At 64.6% G+C, this 21886-nt stretch carries 21 protein-coding genes; 6 read left to right on the plus strand and 15 right to left on the minus strand.

Annotated elements, in window-relative coordinates:
• Window positions 1–29: 29 nt before the first annotated feature.
• The 8 genes from B4F07_RS12340 to mdh form a co-directional block, all read right to left on the minus strand.
• Window positions 30–932: an alpha/beta fold hydrolase gene (locus tag B4F07_RS12340; RefSeq protein ID WP_293700245.1), complete on the minus strand. Its 903-nt coding sequence runs from the start codon at window positions 930–932 to the stop codon at window positions 30–32.
• A gap of 66 nt (window positions 933–998) precedes the next feature.
• Window positions 999–1631 carry a trimeric intracellular cation channel family protein gene (locus B4F07_RS12345; protein ID WP_414711696.1) on the minus strand — a complete coding sequence of 211 codons (633 nt, stop codon included), beginning with the start codon at window positions 1629–1631 and terminating at the stop codon, window positions 999–1001.
• A gap of 15 nt (window positions 1632–1646) precedes the next feature.
• Window positions 1647–3044 (minus strand): dihydrolipoyl dehydrogenase, encoded by a 1398-nt coding sequence (lpdA, locus tag B4F07_RS12350; RefSeq protein ID WP_293700244.1) that lies wholly within the window; start codon window positions 3042–3044, stop codon window positions 1647–1649.
• A 99-nt stretch (window positions 3045–3143) separates the two neighbouring features.
• Window positions 3144–4370 (minus strand): 2-oxoglutarate dehydrogenase complex dihydrolipoyllysine-residue succinyltransferase, encoded by a 1227-nt coding sequence (odhB, locus tag B4F07_RS12355; RefSeq protein WP_293700242.1) that lies wholly within the window; start codon window positions 4368–4370, stop codon window positions 3144–3146.
• Between the two features lie 33 nt (window positions 4371–4403).
• On the minus strand, window positions 4404–7226 hold the full coding sequence (locus B4F07_RS12360) for a 2-oxoglutarate dehydrogenase E1 component (protein ID WP_293700241.1): 2823 nt from the start codon (window positions 7224–7226) through the stop codon (window positions 4404–4406).
• 82 nt (window positions 7227–7308) lie between these two features.
• The gene (locus B4F07_RS12365) at window positions 7309–7599 is read right to left on the minus strand and encodes a GIY-YIG nuclease family protein (RefSeq protein ID WP_293700239.1); all 291 of its coding nucleotides are present in this window, start codon (window positions 7597–7599) and stop codon (window positions 7309–7311) included.
• A 68-nt stretch (window positions 7600–7667) separates the two neighbouring features.
• Complete coding sequence (gene sucD, locus B4F07_RS12370; RefSeq protein ID WP_293700238.1) at window positions 7668–8558, minus strand: succinate--CoA ligase subunit alpha; 891 nt, start codon at window positions 8556–8558, stop codon at window positions 7668–7670.
• 124 nt (window positions 8559–8682) lie between these two features.
• A complete protein-coding gene (mdh, locus tag B4F07_RS12375) occupies window positions 8683–9645 on the minus strand; it encodes a malate dehydrogenase (RefSeq protein ID WP_293700236.1) in 963 nt (320 codons plus the stop codon).
• Window positions 9646–9957: 312 nt separating this feature from the next.
• Between mdh and B4F07_RS12380 the strand changes: the two genes are divergently transcribed.
• Window positions 9958–11001 (plus strand): polysaccharide deacetylase family protein, encoded by a 1044-nt coding sequence (locus B4F07_RS12380; RefSeq protein WP_293704824.1) that lies wholly within the window; start codon window positions 9958–9960, stop codon window positions 10999–11001.
• On the opposite strand, the gene zapE is transcribed toward B4F07_RS12380, so the two are convergent.
• The 4 genes from zapE to B4F07_RS12400 are packed head-to-tail and all read right to left on the minus strand — an operon-like array spanning window position 10954 to window position 14343.
• Window positions 10954–12093 (minus strand): cell division protein ZapE, encoded by a 1140-nt coding sequence (gene zapE, locus B4F07_RS12385; protein WP_293700939.1) that lies wholly within the window; start codon window positions 12091–12093, stop codon window positions 10954–10956. The two genes, B4F07_RS12380 and zapE, sit on opposite strands and share 48 nt — an antisense overlap.
• Window positions 12090–12587: a PaaI family thioesterase gene (locus B4F07_RS12390; RefSeq protein WP_293700232.1), complete on the minus strand. Its 498-nt coding sequence runs from the start codon at window positions 12585–12587 to the stop codon at window positions 12090–12092. Before B4F07_RS12390 ends, zapE begins: the two co-directional genes overlap by 4 nt.
• Window positions 12584–13561, minus strand: a complete 978-nt coding sequence (locus tag B4F07_RS12395) for an MBL fold metallo-hydrolase (protein WP_293700230.1) — start codon at window positions 13559–13561, stop codon at window positions 12584–12586. The genes B4F07_RS12390 and B4F07_RS12395 overlap by 4 nt, the downstream gene beginning before the upstream one ends.
• Entirely contained in the window at window positions 13561–14343 is a 783-nt protein-coding gene (locus B4F07_RS12400; RefSeq protein ID WP_293700229.1) for a succinate dehydrogenase iron-sulfur subunit, read from the minus strand. The genes B4F07_RS12395 and B4F07_RS12400 overlap by 1 nt, the downstream gene beginning before the upstream one ends.
• Before the next feature lie 127 nt (window positions 14344–14470).
• Here B4F07_RS12400 and B4F07_RS12405 point away from each other — a divergent pair, with 127 nt between their 5' ends.
• The 5 genes from B4F07_RS12405 to B4F07_RS12425 are packed head-to-tail and all read left to right on the plus strand — an operon-like array spanning window position 14471 to window position 19389.
• Window positions 14471–16015: a lipopolysaccharide biosynthesis protein gene (locus tag B4F07_RS12405; protein ID WP_293700227.1), complete on the plus strand. Its 1545-nt coding sequence runs from the start codon at window positions 14471–14473 to the stop codon at window positions 16013–16015.
• Window positions 16012–16725 (plus strand): HAD-IB family phosphatase, encoded by a 714-nt coding sequence (locus tag B4F07_RS12410; RefSeq protein ID WP_293700226.1) that lies wholly within the window; start codon window positions 16012–16014, stop codon window positions 16723–16725. Before B4F07_RS12405 ends, B4F07_RS12410 begins: the two co-directional genes overlap by 4 nt.
• The gene (locus B4F07_RS12415; protein ID WP_293700225.1) at window positions 16725–17864 is read left to right on the plus strand and encodes a hypothetical protein; all 1140 of its coding nucleotides are present in this window, start codon (window positions 16725–16727) and stop codon (window positions 17862–17864) included. Before B4F07_RS12410 ends, B4F07_RS12415 begins: the two co-directional genes overlap by 1 nt.
• Window positions 17861–18964, plus strand: a complete 1104-nt coding sequence (locus B4F07_RS12420) for a CDP-alcohol phosphatidyltransferase family protein (RefSeq protein ID WP_293700224.1) — start codon at window positions 17861–17863, stop codon at window positions 18962–18964. Before B4F07_RS12415 ends, B4F07_RS12420 begins: the two co-directional genes overlap by 4 nt.
• Window positions 18961–19389 carry an HIT family protein gene (locus tag B4F07_RS12425; protein WP_293700223.1) on the plus strand — a complete coding sequence of 143 codons (429 nt, stop codon included), beginning with the start codon at window positions 18961–18963 and terminating at the stop codon, window positions 19387–19389. The genes B4F07_RS12420 and B4F07_RS12425 overlap by 4 nt, the downstream gene beginning before the upstream one ends.
• Here the strand turns inward: B4F07_RS12425 and B4F07_RS12430 are convergent.
• The 3 genes from B4F07_RS12430 to B4F07_RS12440 are packed head-to-tail and all read right to left on the minus strand — an operon-like array spanning window position 19377 to window position 21843.
• Window positions 19377–20141: a phosphocholine cytidylyltransferase family protein gene (locus B4F07_RS12430; protein ID WP_293700222.1), complete on the minus strand. Its 765-nt coding sequence runs from the start codon at window positions 20139–20141 to the stop codon at window positions 19377–19379. The two genes, B4F07_RS12425 and B4F07_RS12430, sit on opposite strands and share 13 nt — an antisense overlap.
• Window positions 20138–20923, minus strand: a complete 786-nt coding sequence (locus B4F07_RS12435; protein WP_293700221.1) for a nucleotidyltransferase family protein — start codon at window positions 20921–20923, stop codon at window positions 20138–20140. Before B4F07_RS12435 ends, B4F07_RS12430 begins: the two co-directional genes overlap by 4 nt.
• The gene (locus B4F07_RS12440; protein ID WP_293700219.1) at window positions 20920–21843 is read right to left on the minus strand and encodes an alpha/beta hydrolase; all 924 of its coding nucleotides are present in this window, start codon (window positions 21841–21843) and stop codon (window positions 20920–20922) included. Before B4F07_RS12440 ends, B4F07_RS12435 begins: the two co-directional genes overlap by 4 nt.
• Window positions 21844–21886: the final 43 nt, after the last annotated feature.

The raw sequence follows: 21886 nt of genomic DNA on the forward strand, positions 1-21886 counted from the left end.
ATGACGTATCACTAGACGACGGCTAACGCTCAGGCCGCCACCCCGACAGCCTTAGCATGGTCGGCAATCGCACCTGCCAATGTCTCGACAAGCGCCAGCGGCAGATCATGCCCCATGCCGGGGATCGTCAGCAACCGCGCGCCCGCGATATTGTCCGCGGTGTCGCGCCCCGCGGCGAGCGGGACCAGTGGATCATCCTCGCCATGCACGACTAACGTCGGTGCGGTGATCGTTTTCAGCAAGTCGCGGCGGTCGCCATCGGCAACAATTGCCGCCATTTGCCGCGCGACCCCCTGCGGGTACCAGCCGCGCTCGAAGTCGGCGCGGACGCGGCGCTGGAGCCGCTCCTCCGCCGCCGGATAGGCCGGGCTGCCGATCACCCGCGCGGCGCGCACGGAATAAGCGATCATATCCTCGGGATCGCCGCTCATCGGGCGGTTCGCGAGCACCTGCATCGCTTCCTTGCGCGCCCGCGGGAGACGGCGGTTGCCGGTGCTCGACATGATCGAGGTCAGCGACAGAGTGCGATCGGGGTAGCGCGCCGCAATATGCTGCGCGATCATCCCGCCCATCGACGCCCCGACAATATGCGCGCGATCGATCACCAGATGGTCGAGCAGGGCGATACCGTCGGCCGCCATGTCGGCGAGCGTATAGGCGGGACGCACGGGCAGGCCGATCGCCGCCTTCACGAACATCCATTTCAGGTTCGGCACCCCCGCAGCGTCAAATCGCGTCGACAGTCCGACATCGCGATTGTCGTAACGGATGGTGCGAAAGCCATGCGCGTTCAGCGCATCGACGAATTCGTCGGGCCACAGCGTCAGCTGCCCGCCCAGCCCCATCACCAGCAAGATCGTGGGCGCGTCGCGCGGTCCTTTGTCCTCATAGGTGATATTGATGCCGTTGGCAGTCGTCTGCGCGATAGTCATGCTGCGGAAATCCTTTGGCCGATTTCCGCCACCATGGCGCAGTTGACGCGAACGTCAAGCCAGCGCCTATGCCCCGGTTTTGCGATCGCGATAGGCGGGCAGCGCAAGCGACCAGCGGATCGCCGCGCCGCGCAGGATGAACCCGGCCACCGCGCCCACCACCGCCGCAACCGGCGTGCCGACCCCTAGCCACATGAGCAACAGGAAAAGCCCCGACGCGAGCGCCGCCGCGGTAACATAGATTTCCGGACGCACGATGATCGACGGCACGCCGGCCAAGATGTCGCGGATCGTGCCGCCGACGCAGCCGGTGATCACGCCCATCAGCAATGCCGGTGCAGGCGGCACACCCCACGCCAGCGCCTTGGCGGTACCGAAGACCGCATAGGCCGCCAGCCCGACCGCATCCGCCCATTCAAGCAATTGCCCCTGCCACCAGCGTTCGGGGGTGATCCACACGATCAGCGCGATCGCAATGCATACCGCAGAAATCGCGCCGTCCTGCACCCAGAACACCGGCGCACCGATCAGCAGATCGCGCACGCTGCCACCGCCAACCCCGGTAACCAGCGCAAAGAAGCTGGCGGTGACGAGCGTCTGGCGCAACCGCACCGCCATCAACGCCCCTGACAGCGCGAACACGCCGATACCCGCCAGGTCGAGCAAGCGGACGATCAGGATGTTGTCGATGTCGGGCACGTGTGGCCCCCTTCGTCAGACGTGGATCGGCTTGCCCGTGACCGCCATCGCCGCTTCCTTCACCGCCTCGCTGTGCGTCGGGTGGGCGTGACAGGTATAGGCGATGTCTTCGGACGTTGCGCCAAATTCCATCGCAATTGCGGCTTCGGCGATCATTGTGCCCGCAACGCTGGCAATGCACCACACCCCGAGCACGCGGTCGGTTTTCGCGTCCGCAATGATTTTCACAAAGCCGTCGGGTTCGTGGTTGGTCTTGGCACGGCTGTTGCCCGCCATCGGGAATTTGCCGACCTTGACCTCGCCCTTTTCCCTGGCTTGCTCTTCGGTCAGGCCGACCCCGGCGATTTCGGGCCAGGTATAAACGACCGACGGGATGACATCATGGTTCACGATGCCCGTCTGGCCCGCGATATTCTCGGCGCAGGCGATGCCCTCGTCCTCGGCCTTGTGCGCGAGCATCGGGCCAGGGATCACGTCGCCGATGGCCCAGATGCCCGGCACCTGGGTGCTGAAATCATGGTCGGTTTCGATCTGGCCGCGCGCGTTGACCGCAAGCCCCGCCTTGTCGAGCGCCAGCCCGTCGGTGTTCGGGCGCCGCCCGATCGACACCAGCACGACATCGGCCTCGAGCGTCTCCGCGTCGCCGCCCGCAGCTGGTTCGAGCGTCAGGACGGCCTTCTTGCCCTTGACCGCCGCGCCGGTGACCTTGGTCTTCAGCTTGAATTCGATGCCCTGCTTCTTGAAGATGCGGTTCGCATCCTTGCGAATATCGGCGTCCATGCCGGGCAGGATCTGGTCGAGAAACTCGACACAGGTGACCTTCGCGCCCAGACGGCGCCACACGCTGCCCAGCTCGAGCCCGATCACGCCGCCGCCGATGACGACCATATGATCCGGCACCTTGGCGAGTTCGAGCGCGCCGGTCGAATCGACGATGATCTGCTTGTCGTTATCGACGTTGACACCCGGCAGCGGAGTGACCGACGATCCGGTGGCGATGATGATGTTCTTGGCGCGATAGGTCTTGCCTGCGATCTCGACGCTGTCCTTGCCGGTGAAGGCGGCATAGCCTTTCAGCCAGTCGACCTTGTTCTTCTTGAACAGGAATTCGATCCCGCCGGTCAGCCCCTTGACTGCGTCGATGCGCTGGGCGTGCATCGCGGGCAGGTTCAGCTTGGGGGTCACGTCGATCCCCATCTTCGCCATCATGCCGTTGGCCGCGGCATCATAATATTCCGACGCGTGGAGCATCGCCTTCGACGGGATGCAGCCGACGTTGAGGCAGGTGCCGCCCAGCGTCGCGCGGCCGTCGGCGCAAGCGGTTTTGAGCCCCAGCTGCGCCGCGCGGATCGCGGCCACATAACCGCCGGGGCCGGCACCGATGACAAGGACGTCGTAGTCGTAATCAGCCATTTCAAACTCCGTTCGTCATCCCAGCGAAAGCTGGGATCGCTGGCTGCCAAGAGCGACGCCAGGGGGATAGCGGCCCCAGCTTTCGCTGGGGCGACGGCACTACAAATCGATCAGCAACCGCGTCGGATCCTCGATCGCTTCCTTGATCGTCTTGAGGAAGGTCACCGCCTCGCGCCCATCGATCAGGCGGTGGTCATAGCTGAGCGCCAGATACATCATCGGGCGGATCACAATCTCGCCGTTCCGCACAACCGGGCGATCCTCGATGCGGTGGAGGCCGAGCACTGCCGACTGCGGCGGGTTGATGATTGGGGTCGACATCAGGCCGCCGAACACGCCGCCGTTCGAGATGGTGAAGGTACCGCCGGTCATGTCGTCCATCGTCAGCGTGCCGTCCTTGGCGCGCTTGCCGAGGTCGGCGATCGCCTTTTCGATCTCAGCAAAGCTCAGGCCGTCGGCGTTGCGGACGACAGGCACGACGAGGCCGTTGGGCGCACTGACCGCGACCGAGACGTCGAGATAGTCGTGATAGACGATTTCGTCGCCGTCGATCCGCGCGTTGACCGCCGGGATGTCGTGCGCGGCGAGCGCGACCGCCTTGGTAAAAAAGCTCATGAAGCCAAGGCGGACGCCATGCTTCTTTTCGAACGTCTCGCGATATTTGTCGCGCGTCGCCATCACCGCCGACATGTCGACGTCGTTGAACGTCGACAGCATCGCCGCGGTATCCTGCGCCGATTTCAGCCGCTTGGCGATCGTCTGGCGCATCCGCGTCATTTTCACGCGTTCTTCGCGGCGGCCCGGCGTGCCCGATGCGGCAGGCGCGGCTGCGGGAGCCGGAGCGGCTGCGGGTGCCTCAGGCGCAGCATTTGCCGCAGCAAGAACATCTTCCTTGGTCAGGCGGCCGTCCTTGCCGGTGCCTTTGATCTTGCTGGGGTCGAGGCCATGTTCGAGCACCAGGCGGCGGACCGCCGGCGACAGGGTGGTCACGCCATCGCCGCTGTCCTCGGTCGCGGGCGCCGGAGCGGTCGCGGCAGGAGCAGGAGCAGCGGCTTCGGCTTTTGTAGCGGGCGCGGCAGCCTTGCCGTCACCCGCTTCGATCGTCGCAATCGTCGCTCCGACATTGACGGTGTCGCCGACCGCGGCGACCTGCTTGCCCATCACCCCGGCCACCGGCGACGGCACCTCGACCGCGACCTTGTCGGTCTCGAGGCTGGCGATCGGCTCGTCCAGCGCAACCGCCTCACCCGGCTGTTTCAGCCATTCGCCGATCGTCGCTTCGGTAACGCTTTCGCCCAGCGTGGGGACTTTGACTTCGGTGCTCATAGGTGCAGTTCCTTGGGAGGCTTAAGCTTGGGCTCAGGCTTTATTCTTGCTTCGGCGGATTTCGGCACGGACGCTCAGGCCCAGCGCATCAGCGACCAGCGCCGCCTGCTCGGTTTGGTGGCGGCTCATCAGGCCCGTCGCGGGCGATGCGGCGGCAGCGCGGCCGGCATAGCGCGGTCGCATACCCTTTTTGCCCGCTTCGGTCAGTGCGTTCTCGATCAGCTCGTTGACAAAGAACCAGCTGCCGTTGTTGCGCGGCTCTTCCTGCGCCCACACCACGTCCTCCAGCTTCGGCATGCGCTTCAGCCGCACGGCGAGCGGGTCGCCGGGGAAGGGATAAAGCTGTTCGATGCGGATCACCGTCGTGTCGGTCAGCCCCGCGGCGTCGCGCGCTTCCATCAGGTCGTACCCGACCTTGCCCGAACACAGCACGACGCGCTTGACGTCACCGTCGGCGGGCGCGGTGCGGTCGGACATGATGCGGCGGAAATGCGCCTCGCCGATAAAGTCGCTGCGCTGCGACACTGCCAGCTTGTGACGCAGCAGCGATTTCGGTGTCATGATGATCAGCGGCTTGCGGAACGGGCGCAGCATCTGGCGGCGCAGGACGTGGAAATAGTTCGACGGGGTCGAAATGTTACACACCTGGATATTGTCGCCCGCGCACAGTTGCAGGAAGCGTTCGAGGCGCGCCGAGCTATGCTCAGGCCCCTGCCCTTCATAGCCGTGCGGCAGCAGCATCACGAGCCCGTTGGCGCGCAGCCATTTGGCTTCGCCCGACGCGATGAACTGGTCGATCATGATCTGTGCGCCATTGGCGAAATCGCCGAACTGCGCTTCCCAGAGCACCAGGCTCTTCGGATCGGCCATCGCATAGCCATATTCGAAACCGAGCACGCCATATTCGGACAGCGGGCTGTCGAGCACTTCGAACCGGCCGTGCGGGACGGTGGTCAGCGGCACATATTTGCGCTCGTCCTTTTGGTCGACCCAGACGGCGTGGCGCTGGCTGAAGGTACCGCGCCCCGAATCCTGCCCCGACAGACGGACCTGATAGCCCTCGCTGAGCAAAGTACCGAAAGCGAGGCTTTCGGCGGTCGCCCAGTCGAACACTTCCTTGTCGCTCTTGTCGGCGAACATCGCGCCGCGCGCGTCGATCACGCGGCGGAGCGTCTTGTGGACGTCGAGATCGGCGGGGACGGTGGTCATGATCCGGCCGATCGAATCGAACAGCTTCTCACTGACCCCGGTCGAGATATTGCGGCGCGAATTTTCGGGATCGGCAGGAGCGTGCAGCCCCGACCAGCGCCCGGCAAACCAGTCGGCCTTGTTCGGCTTGTAGCTTTTGGCACCCTCGAAATCATCTTCGAGCCGCGCGATGAACTCGGCGCGGCGGGCGTCGGCCCAACCGGCGTCGATCACGCCTTCGCTTTCGAGCTTCGCGGCGCACAGCTGTGACACCGGCGGATGTTGGCGGATACGCGCATACATCAACGGCTGGGTGAACGACGGCTCGTCACCCTCATTGTGGCCAAAGCGGCGATAGCACCACATGTCGATCACGACGTCGCGCTTGAACTGCTGGCGGAAATCGATCGCGAGCTTGCACGCAAAGGTCACCGCTTCGGGATCATCGCCGTTGACGTGCAGGATCGGCGCCATCACGCCCTTCGCCACGTCCGACGGATAGGGCGACGAGCGCGCATATTGCGGGCTGGTCGTGAAACCGATCTGGTTGTTGACGATGAAGTGGATGCAGCCACCGGTATTGTAGCCGCGGATGCCCGAGAAACCGAGGCATTCCCACACAATCCCCTGCCCCGCAAACGCCGCGTCGCCGTGGATCAGCACGGGCAGCACCTGTTCATGCTTGGTCAGATCGTCGCGCACCACCTGCTGCGCGCGCACCTTGCCGAGCACGACCGGGTCGACCGCTTCGAGATGCGACGGGTTCGGGACCAGCGACATATGCACCGACGCGCCGCCGAACTCGCGGTCGGTCGAGGTGCCCAAGTGATATTTGACGTCGCCCGAGCCACCGATGTCGTCGGGGTTCGCCGATCCGCCGGCAAATTCGTGGAAGATGATCTTGTACGGCTTGGCCATCACGTTCGCGAGCATGTTGAGACGCCCGCGATGCGCCATGCCATAGACGATTTCCTTGACCCCGTATTGGCCGCCATATTTGATAATGGCTTCCATCGCGGGGATCATGCTCTCGCCGCCGTCGAGCCCGAAACGCTTGGTCCCGACATATTTCTTGGCGAGGAATTTTTCCCATTCCTCAGCCTCGATCACCTTGTTCAGAATGGCGCGTTTGCCTTCGACCGAAAATTCGATGATCTTGTCGGCGCCTTCCATCCGCTCCTGCAGGAACTGGCGCTCTTTCAAGTCGGCGATGTGCATATATTCGAGGCCGACATTGCCGCAATAATTGGCGCGCAGGATCGCGACAATCTCACGCACCGTCGCGCGCTCCAGCCCCAGCGTGCCGCCCAGCCACACCGGTCGGTCCTGATCGGCGCCGACAAAGCCATGATATTCGGGGGTGAGATCCGCGGGCAACTCGCGCTGGCTGAGCCCCAGCGGATCAAGATTGGCGGCCAGATGCCCGCGCACGCGATAGGTGCGGATCAGCATCATCGCGCGGATCGAATCATTGGCGGCGCGCTCGACTTCGGCATTCGACAGCGGCGCACCGCCCTTGGCGGCGGCGGCCTTGACCGCAACCTGCATCTGCTGCGGATCGAGCGCGGCGGTCAGGTCGTCGCTGTCCATCTGCGGCCAGTTCTTCGGCGCCCAGCTCGGGCCGGCCTGCGGCTCGTCGATGTCAAAGCTTTGTCGTTCGAGGTTCATTTCGCTAACCTATCCGTGCCCCTGCAAAGGCAGGGGCCCATCACCTACAGTTGAAATATGGCGCCGACGGGACTGACCTGCATCAGCCCTGAATTTCGAACCATAAATCCCGCCATTCAGGATTCATGTCCTCGATCATGCGGACCTTCCAACTGCGTTTCCATTTCTTGATCTGCCATTCGCGCTTGCGCGCTTCCTGCAGATCCTCATGCACTTCATACCAGACCAATAACGTACAGCCGTGGGACTTCGTAAATCCTTCGATCAACATCTCGCGGTGTTGAAAGACACGCTGCACCAAAATCGCGGTCGATCCTGTATAGATGGCGCCGTTTTTCCGGTTTGCCATCATATACACCGCGCCGCTCTTCATGACTCACCGCGTTGGGTGATGGGCCCCTGCCTTCGCAGGGGCACACGCAAGAGAGAGCGGTGTAGAAATCAAACGCGCTCTCTCAGCACTTCGACCAACGTCGTGCCGAGTTCGGACGGGCTGGCCGACATGGTGATGCCCGCGGCCTCCATTGCCGCGATCTTGCTTTCGGCGTCGCCCTTGCCGCCCGACACGATCGCGCCGGCGTGGCCCATACGGCGGCCCGGAGGAGCGGTGCGGCCCGCGATGAAGCCCGCCATCGGCTTTTTGCGGCCGCGCTTCGCTTCGTCGATCAGGAACTGCGCCGCCTGCTCTTCGGCGTCGCCGCCGATTTCGCCGATCATGATGATCGACTTGGTCGCTTCGTCGGCGAGGAAGAGTTCGAGCACGTCGATGAAATTGGTGCCGTTGACCGGATCGCCGCCGATGCCGACCGCGGTCGTCTGGCCCAGCCCCGCATTGGTCGTCTGGAACACCGCTTCATAGGTGAGCGTGCCCGAGCGCGAGACGACGCCGACGCTGCCCTTCGAGAAAATGCTGCCGGGCATGATGCCGATCTTGCATTCGCCGGGGGTCAACACGCCAGGGCAGTTCGGGCCGATCAGACGCGACTTCGAACCTGACAGCGCGCGCTTCACCTTGACCATGTCGAGCACCGGAATGCCTTCGGTGATGCACACGATCAGCGGAATTTCGGCATCGATCGCCTCGAGGATCGAGTCGGCGGCGAACGGCGGCGGAACATAAATGCAGCTCGCGGTCGCACCGGTCGCGGCCTTGGCTTCTTCGACGGTGTTGAAGTTCGGCAGGCCGATGTGCGTCGTGCCGCCTTTGCCCGGCGTCACGCCGCCGACCATCTGCGTGCCATAAGCCAGCGCCTGTTCGGTGTGGAAAGTGCCGGTGGCGCCGGTCATCCCTTGCGTGATGACCTTGGTATTCTTGTCGATGAGAATGCTCATAGGATTTCGTTCCGTTGCTCGTGCCCCTGCGAAGGCAGGGGCCCATCTCCAAATCTATCAGCCACCCGCCGCCCGTTCTGGCGAGCGCAGGTGATGGGCCCCTGCCTTCGCAGGGGCACAGACATTAAGCGAGGCTAGAATCGAGCGCCTTGCACGCGTCGAGCAGTTCCTTGACCGCGTCGACCGACACCTGCAGACCCGCCTTGTCTTCGGCATCGAGTTCGATCTCGACGATCTTTTCGACCCCGCCCGCACCGATCATTACCGGCACGCCGACGTAGAGGCCGTCAAGGCCGTACTGACCGTCGACATAGGCGGCGCAGGGCAAGATGCGCTTCTGGTCGCCCAGATAGGCTTCGGCCATCGCGATGCCGCTGGCTGCGGGCGCGTAGAACGCCGAGCCGGTGCCGAGCAGCGCGACGATTTCGCCGCCGCCGCCGCGGGTGCGCTTGACGATCGCGTCGATTTTGTCCTGGCTCGACAGGCCCATCTTGACGAGGTCGGGAACGGGGATGCCGTTGACGGTCGAGTAGCGGACGACGGGAACCATCGTGTCGCCATGGCCGCCGAGGACGAAGGTGTTCACATCCTTCACCGACACGTCGAATTCGTCGGCGATGAAGTGGCTGAAGCGCGCGGAGTCGAGCACGCCGGCCATGCCGACGACCTTGTTATGCGGCAGGCCCGAGAATTCGCGCAGCGCCCACACCATGGCGTCGAGCGGGTTGGTGATGCAGATGACGAAGGCGTCGGGGGCGTTGGCCTTGATGCCCTCACCCACGGCCTTCATGACCTTCAGGTTGATACCGAGCAGATCGTCGCGGCTCATGCCCGGCTTGCGAGCGACACCCGCGGTGACGATGATGACATCGGCGCCCGCGATGTCGGCATAGTCGTTCGAGCCGGTGATCTTCGCGTCAAAGCCCGCGATCGGGCCAACCTGCGACAGGTCGAGCGCCTTGCCTTGCGGTACGCCTTCGACGACGTCGAACAGGACGACATCGCCGAGTTCCTTTTGCGCGGCGAGCAGCGCCAGCGTCCCGCCGATATTCCCGGCTCCGATCAATGCGATCTTCTTGCGTCCCATGGCGCGCGGCACTCCCTTCCTGGCAAGCCCGGCAATGCTTCACAGACCGGCGGCACACGGGCTAAAGTGCCATCCCGATCCCAAGACTGGGGTCGCCCCTACGCCGATTCCCTTAACGAAACAACCGCGAAAAGGTCGAAAATCCGCCTTTTTTTGCAAATAGTTCGCAATAACAAAAAGCGGTGTTGCCGCTGACCTCGCGCGGGTTTGAATGGACAATGTTGTGCTTGCATGACAGGTTTAGGACCATCGGGGGATGGCCGCATGGCCGAGTTAACCCTCCTTTATCGCTGGGGTGCTAGGCGCGAGCGGATGACGCGGGCAATTATCAGTTTCGATACCGAATTATCGGCCGGACTGTACCAGCGCGGCGCCGACGCGCGCGCCAATTTCGAAAGCTCGATCCTCGGCCGCTGCCGCGACGGCGATTTCGGCATCCATTTCCAGATGGACATGCTCGAACGCCATGGGCTGACCGGGGTGTTCTTCATCGATCCGATGCCGGCGCTGGTCTATGGCCCCGAAGTCATCGATGCGATCGTGCGCCCCGTCGTCGAGCGCGGGCACGAGGTGCAGGTGCATATCCACACCGAATGGCTGGCCTTCGCACGTTTCAACCCGGTGGGGCGGCTGACCGGCCGCAACATCGGCGATTTTCCCCTGCCCGCGCAAAAGAAGCTGATCGCGCTGGCGCGGGACATATTGGTGGGCGCGGGCGCGCCCAAACCGAACGCCTTTCGCGCCGGAAATTTCGGCGCCAATGATGATACGCTGCGCGCGCTGGCCGCGCTGGGCTTTCGTTTCGACAGCAGCTTTAACGGCGCGTATCTGGGCCACGGCTGTGCGATCTCGCTCGATGCGAGCAATCTGGGGATGCGCGAGCATCATGGCATCGTCGAAGTGCCGGTCAGCGGCCTGATGGACCGCGCGAGTCGCTTTCGCCCCGCGCAGCTATGCGCAATGTCCGAAGAGGAAATGCGCGACGCGCTCGACCATTCGGCGGCCAGCGGCGCGATCCAGTTTTCGGCGTTCAGCCACAGTTTCGAATTGCTCAGCCGCGATCGCAAGGTAGCCAACCGGCTCGCCATATCGCGGATGGAGGCGCTGTGCCGCGCCGTGGCCAACGATCCGCGGGTGACCAGCGGCGGTCTTGCCACTCTGCCCGCACCGCCCCCTCGTCCCCGCCGCATTCAGGTTCCCGCCCCGCGCCCGCTGCGCACGTTGCGCCGCGTCATTCAGCAGGGGCTGGGCCATCTCGCGCATGAAGTGCGCTATGTCCGCGACGTCATTGCCGTGACGATCAATTCATCACGCTGGGGAAAAATTGTCAGCGGCGTCCTGTTGGCCATGGCCTAGCGCGAGATAGTCGTCGGACTGCATTTCGGACAAGCGGCTGGCGGTGCGTTCGAACTCGAACGCGCCATCGCCTGCGACGTAAAGATCATCCGGCATCGCCGCGGCGCTGGCCAGCAGCTTGACCTTATATTCGTACAGCGCGTCGATCAGGGTGACAAAGCGCGCCGCCTCGTTGCGGTTTTCCGGCCCCATGCGTGGGATGCCGACGATAATCACCGTGTGGAAATGCCGCGCCACCGCCAGATAGTCGGATGCGCCGCGCGCTTCTGCGCACAGCCGCTTGAACGAAAAAACCGCGACGCCTTTCAACGCTTTCGGCACGTGCAGCGCCCGCCCCCCGCCCAGGTCGAGATCGAGCGTCGGGACATGAGCGCGATCCTCGGGCGGATAATCGGTCAGGCGGAAAAAGGCCGCCGACAGCGCCGCACTCGCCGCCTCGTCGGCGGGCACGAACCAGCGCGCGCCATCGCCCAGCCGGTCGCGGCGATAATCGGTCGGGCCGTTCAAGCCCATCACGTCAAGCTTCGCTTCGACCAGCGCGATGAAGGGCAGGAAATGCTCACGGTTGAGCCCGTCCTTGTACAGGTCGCTCGGCGGACGGTTCGAGGTCGCGACCACCGTCACCCCGCGATCGATCAGCGCGGTGAACAGCCGCGAAAGGATCATCGCATCGGCGCTGTTGTTCACCACCATCTCGTCGAACGCGAGGCAGCGGGTGTTTTCAACGAGAGCGTCGGCGACCAGCGGGATCGGATCGCCCGCCTCGCTTTTGCGCACCTCGCGCATCCGCGCATGGACGTCGAGCATGAAAGCGTGGAAATGGACGCGCCGTTTGCGCTGGATATGGAGCTGGTCATAGAACAGGTCCATCAGCATCGACTTGCCGCGCCCCACCGCCCCCCACAGATAGACACCGCGCGGGCTCTCGGGCTTGCGCCCGGTGAGTCGCCACAGCAAGCTGCCACGCGGCGGCACCGCCTCCAGCTCAGCCTGCAACGCGTTCAGCCGCTCGGCGGCGGCGCGCTGTTCGGCGTCGGGGCGGAGTTCGCCGCCCGCGACGAGCGCGTCATAGGCCGCCAGCACCGACATCAGCCGCGATCCTTGCTCGCCTTGCGAATGGTCCCCGCAAAGCTGAGGACGATATGACTGTCGCCTTCACCCTGCACCACCAAGCCGCGCAGAAAGATCAGGCGACCCGTCTCGCGCACCAGTTCGACCACGGCGTCCAATGGCTCGCCCAGCCGACCCGCGCCGACAAATTGCGTCGACAGGTCGAGCGTCACCGAATGACCGGCGTTGAGTGATCCGAACTGATGCGACGCGGCGAACAACGCGATATCGACCAGCGCCAGCGTCACCGCGCCATGGACATTATCGCCCAAATTGCTGTGCTTGCGTTCGGGGATCATCCGCACCCGGGCGCAGGGGCGGCCATCGGGCGTCGGCGGCTCGACCCGTACCGTCAGCGGTTCGATAAAGCTGTTGAACCGCGTTGCGTCTTTGAGATCCCAGCTCAGCCATCCATCGTCCAGCGTCTCGGCGCTGAAATGGTCGGCGCGCTTTGGTTCTTCGATCCCGTCATTCATGCCTTACAATATCCATCCAGTTTTCCCGAGCGTATCAGCTCGCCATAATAGTCAGCCATCGCCTTCGCGCGTTCCTTGTCGTCTTCGATCCAGCGCGCGACACCGTCAAGCCAGCTCGCCGAACAGCTTTCGAGCGTTGCAGACCCGCGCGCGCACGCGACGAAATCGCCGAACGCCGAACGCCAATCGGCGAAGCCGGCCCGGTCCATCACTGGCCCGTGCCCCGGAACGACCTTTTCGGCGCCCGACGCGGCCACCGCACCGAGCGCGTCGATCCAGCCTTCGGGGCACGCGGTGTCGAGGAAGGGCGCCGGCAAGGTCACAAGATCGCCGACAATCGCGCGCAGCGCCGCTGCGTCAAACACCCAGAGGTCGCGTTCGGTCGCGGCACGATGCGCGACGCGGAGCGACAGCGCGCGGCCTGCCAGCAGGACGTCCCGCGATTCGTCGACTACCACATCTGGCCGCAGTTGTTGTCCTTTTGCTATGGTCGCGAGATCGCGTTTCACCCCGGCGACCGCCGTTTCGGGGATTTGGCCTGCCTCCAGCGCCTTGCGCGAGGCCGCTGCGCTTTCCGCAAGGAAGCCGGTCAGCGCCGCGTCGATCGCCGAAGTTCCATAAACCTGAATCTGCGGCCATGTGCGCTTGAGCATCGGATTGCCGCTGACGTGGTCAAGATGCCAGTGGGTGTTGATAATCGCGACCGGGCGGTCGTCGCCCAATCCGAAGATCGCGCCGGCAATCAGGCCCACATGCCCGACATTGCGGCCACTGTCGATCAGGATCAGCCCTTCGGGGCCTCGCACGATGACGCTGTTGCCGTCGTGCTGCTCGCCGACCGGATAGCGTCCGGGGACCAGCAAGCCGTCGCTGCCCAGTGCGACGACGGCTGGCGCTGTCACCGCCTCGGCGCGCGCGCCGTTCGCGGGCGTTAGGCTTGCCAGTGCCAGCGCGAGCAGCGCCAGCGCGCGCATCAGACCTGCCGCTCGGCCTCGAGCTTCTTGATCTCGGCGATCGCGCGGGCAGGGTTGAGCCCCTTCGGACAGGCGTTGGCGCAATTCATGATCGTGTGACAGCGATAGAGGCGGAAGGGATCTTCCAGCTCGTCGAGCCGCTCGCCGGTCATTTCGTCGCGACTGTCGGCGAGCCAGCGATACGCCTGGAGCAGGATCGCGGGGCCGAGGAACTTGTCGCTGTTCCACCAATAGCTGGGGCAGCTGGTCGAGCAGCAGGCGCACAGGATGCACTCGTACAGCCCGTCGAGCTTTTCGCGCTCGGCGGGCGATTGCAGCCGCTCCTTGCCGCTCGGCGTCGTCGTCTTGGTCTTCAGCCACGGTTCGATCGACGCATATTGGGCATAGAAATGGGTGAAATCGGGAACCAGATCCTTGATCACATCCATCGCAGGAAGGGGCGTGATCGTGATGTCGCCCTTCAGATCCTCGATCGCGGTGGTGCAGGCGAGGCCATTCTTGCCGTTCATGTTCATCGAGCAGCTGCCGCAGATGCCCTCGCGGCACGAGCGGCGAAAGGTCAGCGAGCTGTCCTGCTCGCTCTTCATCTTGATCAGCGCGTCGAGCACCATCGGGCCGCATTTTTCGGTGTCGATCTCGAAGGTATCGAAGCGCGGATTCTGGCCGCTGTCGGGATCGTAGCGATAGACTTTGAATTTTTTGACCGCAGCCGCGCCCTCGGCCTTGTGGACCTTGCCCGTCTTTTGCGGGCGGCTGTTCTTGGGCAGGCGAAATTCGGCCATGACACGAGCTCCTTGGGCAATTGCGGGCTGACTAGACCCGATTGGCGGGGACGACAAGGGGGTGATCGGGGGGTGAACGCGCGAAAGCCGCTGGCAGGCGCGCGGGCAAGGCGCTAGGGCGGCTGCGATGAGCGAAAGCGCCGCCCACCCCGCCGTTACCAGCCGCAGCGTCGCGCGCGGGCTTGGCACCACGGTGCTCGCGCGGCTGGGCGCGGTCGTCGAAATCGTGGCGCAGCCGCTGTATGTGCTGATGTTCGGTCTCGCGGGCTACGGGCTTTACGCGGTGCTGTGGGCGGCGATCAACCTGCTCGAAAACATTTTCGACATGGGCATGACCAGCGCGATGCAGCGCACGGTGCCGCAGTCGGCAAGCGATGTCGAGGCGGCGGCGGCGCTGCGCACGGCGATGATCTTTGGCGTCGGGCCTTGCATTGTGGTTGCAGCGATCATCGCGGCGTTCGCCGCCGATCTTGGCCCGTTGCTCAACGTCGCGGCACAGGACCGCGAACTCGTCACCCCGGCGATCCGCGTTTTCGTCTGGGCACTGCCGCTCTGGGCTTTCGTCGAGATCGCCACATCGGCGCTGCGCGCACGCATGGTGTTCGGCGCCGAAATCCGGCTGCGGATCGTCTGGGAACAGGTGCTGCGGCTGGTCTTCGCGGGGCTGTTTTTTGCCGGCGGACTGGGACTCAAAGGCCTGTTCATCGCGCATCTCTGCTCGCTTGCCATCACGGCCATCCTCTGCGTGCGCCTGCTCGGCCAACATTATGACCTGGAGGCATTTTGGCGCAGTCCCCGGGGCACCGATACGGCGCGCAACACCTTCTGGGCCGGGCTGTCGATCCTGCCGTCGAACATCATCGCGCGGCTGTTCGGTGACGCCCCGGCATTGATCCTCAACCTGTTACTGCCGGGCGCCGCGGGCGCCGCAGCGGCGGGGCTGTTCACGATCGCGCGCAAGCTGTCGAGCGTCGTACAGCTTGTCCGCATCGCTTTCGTTTATGTCATGGCGCCGCTAGCCGCCAGCGCGGAACGTGAGGACCGGGCGCAGGTCGCCGACATCTATGCGTATGCGACGCGGCTCATTTCGGCGATCGCATTGCCGCTCGCTGCAGTGCTGGCCGCGGGCAGCGCCTCGCTGCTCAGCCTGTTCGGCGCGCAGGCACAGGCGGCGCAGGCGGCGCTGATCATCCTGCTGTTCGCGCGCGCCGCCGAAGCGGTGCTGGGCATCTCTTCGCCGGTGTTGCAGGTCGTCTCCGCCTTTCGCCACCAATTGACCGCGAGCATCTTTGGCGTCGGCGTGGCGGTCGGTGCGGGCTGGCTGATCGTCGATCATATGGATGCGCTGACAGGGGTCACGCTCGCGACGTCGATCGGCTTGGTGGTGATGGCCGCGATCCCAACGCTCCAATTGGCGATGAATGAAAAATTGCATCCATTTGACCATCAGTTCCCGGTCGTGGCGATCCGCGGAATGACGCTGACCTTTGTCGCTGGCGGGGCCACGCTGCTGGTCGATCGGCTACCCGATCCGATCGCGCTGCCGCTGATCGTGATCATCGCGCTGGCGTCGATCTGGGCCGCGATCCGCTTTGCGCTGCCCTATGCCGACCGCGCCTCGCTGGGGAAGGCAGGGCGAAAACTGCGCCTGATCGGAAGCGAGCCGACATGACCGACCCGGCCCCGCGCGTCGCAATCTATGATCTTGACCGCACCGTGCTGCGCAAACCGACCTTCACGCTGTTCCTGCTGTGGGCCGCGGCGCGCGAGGCGCCGTGGCGATTGCTGCTGCTGCCCGCGCTTGCCGCGCTGATGATCGGCTATGCGCTGCGCCTTTATGGCCGCGACCGGTTCAAGCCCGCCGCGATCCGCCTGATGCTCGGACCGCATCTGACCGCCGCGCGCGCCGCGGGGCTTGCGACGAAGTTTGCCTCCTGGCGCGTACCGCGCGACGTTCCGCCGGGCGCCCAAGCCTGCGTCGCGCGCGACCGCGCGGAGGGATACCGTTTGCTGATGGCGACCGCAGCGCCGGAATTTTACGCGGGCGCGATCGCCGACGCGCTGGGGTTCGACGCGATCGTCGCCTCGCGCCACCAGCGCGACCCCGCCGGCAACTGGCTGCCGCAGCTCGACGGGCGGAATTGCTATGGCGCCGAAAAGGCGCGCCGTGTCGCCGAATGGCTGGCTGCCCATGCACCCGATGGCGCCGCGCATATCCGCGCCTATTCGGATCATGTCAGCGATGCGCCGACCTTTGCCCTTGCTGATCAAGCCTGGCTCGTCGGACGCGGCAACAAATTTGTCCGGCTGGCGGCGCAGCATGGCTGGCAGGTGGCCGATTTTGAAGAAGCGACGGCAGGCGCCGCCACCCAGGTTCGATAATGCGCATCCTGTTCCTGTTCATCGGCGAGCCGCACCAGATTTTCCACGCGCTGCCGATCGCGGCCGAAATGGCGGCGGCGGGCTCCCATGTCGAAGTTGCCGTTGCCAGCACCCGCCATCTGCCCGTGGTCGAGCAAGTCGCGGCCGCTTACCCCGGCTTTGCTCCCCGCATTAAACTGCTGGGGCAGCGGGGGATCAGCCGCTGGCTTCGCGCCCGCGCCATCATTCGCCATCCGCGTCTGCCGATCCTGTTCGGCGCCCTGCGCTTTTTGCGCCGGTTCGACGCGATCGTCGTGCCCGAGCGGACAACCACCGCGATCCGCCACTTCCTGCCGCGCCGCACGCGGCTGATCTTTACCCCGCACGGCGCTGGCGACCGCGCGATCATGCTCGATCCGCGGGACCGGCATTTCGATTTTGTGCTGGTTGCAGGCGAAAAGAGTGAACAGCGACTGCTCGATGCCGGGACGATCCGGCCTGGACACTACGCGCTCAACGGCTATGTAAAACTCGACCTGATGGCGCGTCTCGACAAGACGCGCGCGCCCTTGTTCGACAATGGTCGTCCTACGGTTCTCTACGCGCCGCACTTTCATCGCGGGCTATCGTCATGGGACCGTTTCGGGCGTGACATCATCGACTGGTTCGCGGCGCAGGATCGCTATAATCTGGTCGTTGCGCCGCACATTCGCCTGTTTGCCGAGGCGAGCGATGCCGACCGCGCCGCGGTGAAGGCGCTCGCCGTGCCGGGCAAGATTTTGATCGATCTCGGCTCCGATCGTCTGTTCGACATGAGCTATACCAGCGGCGCCGACATCTATCTGGGCGACGTCAGCAGTCAGGTGTACGAATTTCTGTCAACGCCGCGCCCGTGCCTGTTCCTCAACGCGCATGACGTCGATTGGGTGGGCGATCCCGACTATCTGTTCTGGACCTTGGGCGACGTGGTCGATGACCTTGCGGCGCTCCCCGGCGCGCTCGATCAGGCCGCCGCGCATCACCCGCGCTATATCGACGCCCAACGCGAACGGTTGGCCGAATCGATCGGCGGCGATCCGGCGGGAGCGGCGCAGCGGGGTGCCAAGGCGATTGCGCGCTTCCTTGCAAAGGACACAGCACAGGATAAGAGCGGCGGATGAGCGAACCAACGACCCTGCCCGCCCTGGCACTGATCGGCGACAATCCGACCCTGCTGTGGGGGATGACCATCGCCGAACGGCTGCGCCGGATGGCGCGCGCCGAAGGCTTGCCGGACACGCCGCCGCCATCGGGTGCCCGACTGTATGTCAATCTCGACTATGTCTTCGATCCGGTGTGGCTGCGCCACATCATCACCCTGCCTGGCACGGTGGTGATGGACGGCGACGCGCTGGTGATGGCGCACCTGACCGGCGGCATGACCCCCGATGATATCGCGGCGCATCGCGACGCGCTGACGCTCATCGATTACCGCGACAATCCGCAAATCTACAACCGCCAGCTGCGCAAGCTGGATACGCCGTTTATCCAGCGGCTGACCCCCGAGACGCGGCGCGAAATCGAGCGCAAAAGCTATTTTGGTGCCTACAAGGGCGTCACCGATTTGCTTACCAAATATCTGTGGCCCGAACTGGCGCTTTGGCTGACGCGGATTGCCGCCAGCATCGGCATGACCCCGAATATGGTCACGGCGATCGGTGCGGCGCTTTGCATCTACGCCACCTATCTTTTCGCTTACGGCCATTATTGGACCGGGATGCTCGCTGCCTTCATCTTCATGGTGTTCGACACCGTCGACGGAAAGCTCGCGCGCTGCACGATCACCTCGTCGAAATGGGGCAATATCGCCGACCATGGCGTCGATTTGGTCCACCCGCCCTTTTGGTGGTATTTCTGGGGCGTCGGCTTGGGCAGCTGGGGGCTCGCACTGTCCGACCAGACCTTCCTGCTGGTGATGATCGCGGTCGTCGCGGGCTATGTGCTTCAGCGCGTGATCGAGGGGATGTTCATCAAGGATTTCGGCATGGACGTCCACGTCTGGCGGCGGTTCGACAGCCAGTTCCGGCTGATCACCGCGCGCCGTAATCCCAACATCGCGATCCTGTTCTTCGCGACGCTCGCGGGTCGCCCCGACATCGGGCTGATCGCGGTCGCATGGTGGACGATCATCTCACTGGTCGTCCATGCGGTGCAGCTGGTGCAGGCCTATGCCCAGCGGCGCGCCGGGCGCCCGATTGTCAGCTGGATGGAGGAAGCATGAACGACACCATCGCCAAATTCGGCCATCCCGCGACGCTGATCGCCGAATATGAGCATTGGGTCGTGTTGCTGCGTCCGGCGCAGCCGACACTCGGCGCGCTGGTGCTGGCGGCGAAATCCGACGCGACGGCGTTCGGCGATCTGCCCGCGGCAGCGCATGCCGAGCTCAAAATCGCCACGGCGGCGATCGAGGCCGCGCTGAGTCAGGCGATCGGCTACACTCGGATCAATTATCTGATGCTGATGATGGTCGATCCGCACGTTCATTTCCACGTCCTGCCGCGCTACGATGGCGAACGGATGGGCGCAGGCCTGGCGGTCCCCGATACCGGTTGGCCGGGGCCGCCCGATCTGGCGCAGGCGGTGAAGCTCGGCGATGCACAGATCGCGGCGCTCACCGACTGGCTGAAGCCCTATTTCGCGTAACGGCCTTCTGCCGCCCATTTCGCGGTAAGCGCATCGGCGGCTTCGACATCCTGCGGGAAGTCGACCTCCTGCCACTCCAGACCTTCGATCGATACGGTGCCGACGCGATTGCCCTTGGCGATGACGTCGATCGCGCGCAGATACCAGCGCTCGACCCCTTCGGGGGTGCGCATCATCTGATCGATTTGGTTGCGAAAGATTGACGGGCCATCGCCGACAAAGGCCAGCATCCCGATCGATTCAGCGTTGGTGTCGGGGGGCAGCAGCCGCTTGCCGATATGATGCAGTCGCCCCGCGGCGTCGCGATTCACCTTCATATCGTCGTCGTCATAGTCGGGTTTGACGTCGACGGTGACGGTGATCGGTTCGTTCGCCCCGGCGATAAGCTTGGCGACGATCTCTTCCGAAACGATGGTGTCGCCGTTGAGAATGATGAAATCGCGGTCCATTTCCTCACGCGCGATCCAGCAGGTTCCTAGATTGTCGGCGACCTGGAAAAAGGGGTTGAACAAGGTGCGGATACGCACCCCGGTGTCGCGATAGAGTTGCAACGCATGATCCTCGACGCGTTCGGTGCGAAAGCCGGTGACGACGACGATGTCCTTGATGCCGTTGGCCGCGAGCGCCGCGACCTGCCAGCCGATCAGCGTGCGACCGTTCAGGTCGATCAGGCATTTGGGAATGTCGCGGGTCAGCGGCAGCAGGCGCGAACCCTGTCCGGCCGACAGGATGATGGCTTTTTCGATGGTCATAGGATTGGCCCTATAGCGGCTTGGCCCCGTGCGGCAAATATCCGCTCGATCAGCTCGATATCGGAAGGCTTGTCGGCGTCGATGCACGCCTCGGCCTCGGACATCGGTACGATCGCCGCCTTTAGCCCGAAGCGCAGCCCGGCGCGCGCCACCCCCTGCTGGATCGTGAACAGGCGGAGCAGCGCGCCGATCAGCAGCCATGGGCCGAACGCCGCAATGATCTTCAGTCCCTTTTTGCGGTCGCGTTCGATCCGCCCCCAGAAGTCGAGCAGCGGCAGCACGCGCCGCCCGCGCAGGTAGAACAAGTTCGCGCCCGACCACCCGCCGCCGCGGAATTTGAGCCAGGTGCGTCTGGATTCTGGATAGCGTTCGAACAGCACGGCGCGCTCAACCATCGCCACTGCAACATCGCTATCCGCGGCGCCGTGCAGGAATTCGGCGAGCATCGTCGGGGTGAGCAGGACATGGTCGGCCGTGGTCACGAGCAGCGGATCGTCGCCCGTAGGCAGCGCCGCCGCGAGCGAGCTGCTGATCCCTTGTCCCGAATCGACGAAATGCAGGTTGGCGAAATCCGCCAGCTCCGGCTGGACGGCAAGTTCGGCGCTGTTCTGCGCGAGGATCGTGATCGGGCCGACCTCTGGTGCGGCGCGCAGCGCGCGCACGACATGGACCAACATCGGCTGTCCCGCGATGGGCAGCAACGCCTTGGTCGATACCCCGCTGCCCGTGAGCAGTGGGTCGGGGCCGGGACGGCTACCCGCAAGGATGATCGCCGGAATCATTCGGCGATGGGTGCAGGCGCAACCGGGCGCGCGGTGACGCCGCGCAGGAAATCGGTCATCTCGGGCAGGATCGGGCCTTTGTATGCGAGGGGTTTCGTCAGCGCCATGACCAGGTCATTGTGGCTCAGCCCGTCATATTCGCGCAGCGCCGCCGAGCCGCCGACCTTCTGCATCGCTGCCGCTAGTCGCTGGCTGTTGCGCACGCGCACCACGGTGTCAGCGGTGCCATGGCCGAGCCACAGCGGCGGCGCATCGGCGCGCACGAAAGTGATCGGCTGGGTCCGCTCGACCGGGCGGATGTCGCCCATCGCGACATCGGCGCGGCCACCCTCCTCGAAGGGCGCGAAATCATAGGGGCCAGCCAGCGCCGCGACGCCGCGGATCACCGACGTGTCGCTGCCCGCCGCCTTCATCCACTGCGGGTCGAGCGCCAGCATCACCGCATTATAGGCACCCGCCGAATGACCCGACAACGCGATGCGATCGGGATCGCCGCCATAGTTCGCGATATTGGCGTCGGTCCATGCGACGGCGGCGGCGCTGTCGTGGAGGAAGTCGGGCCAATGCCCGTCGGGGACGATCCGGTAGTCGGGGATGACGACGATGAAGCCCTGTCGCGCAAAGGCGCGCCCGGCGAAGCCATAATCGTCGCGCTGGCCGCTGTACCAGCCGCCACCGTAAAGCCAGACGAGCACCGGCTGCTTGTCGGTCTTCTTGGTCCCCGTCGGCACCCAGATGTTGAGCTTGTTGCGCTCCCCCGCACCATAGGGCTGCCCCGCCACCTGCAAGGTCGCGCCGTCACTATCGCCGAGCAATCGGTCGCCAAGGTTGAGCGATTTCGCGCCGCCCGCGACAATGATCCGCGCCGCGCCCCCGAACAACAGGATCAGCAGGACCCCCACGAGCAGGAATTTGATCAAGCGTCGTCCTTTGGAAATCGGTGCTGCCATCCTTGCGCCCTAC

Origin of the sequence: Sphingopyxis sp. UBA6723 (assembly GCF_002454115.1) — a bacterium.
GTDB lineage: Bacteria > Pseudomonadota > Alphaproteobacteria > Sphingomonadales > Sphingomonadaceae > Sphingopyxis.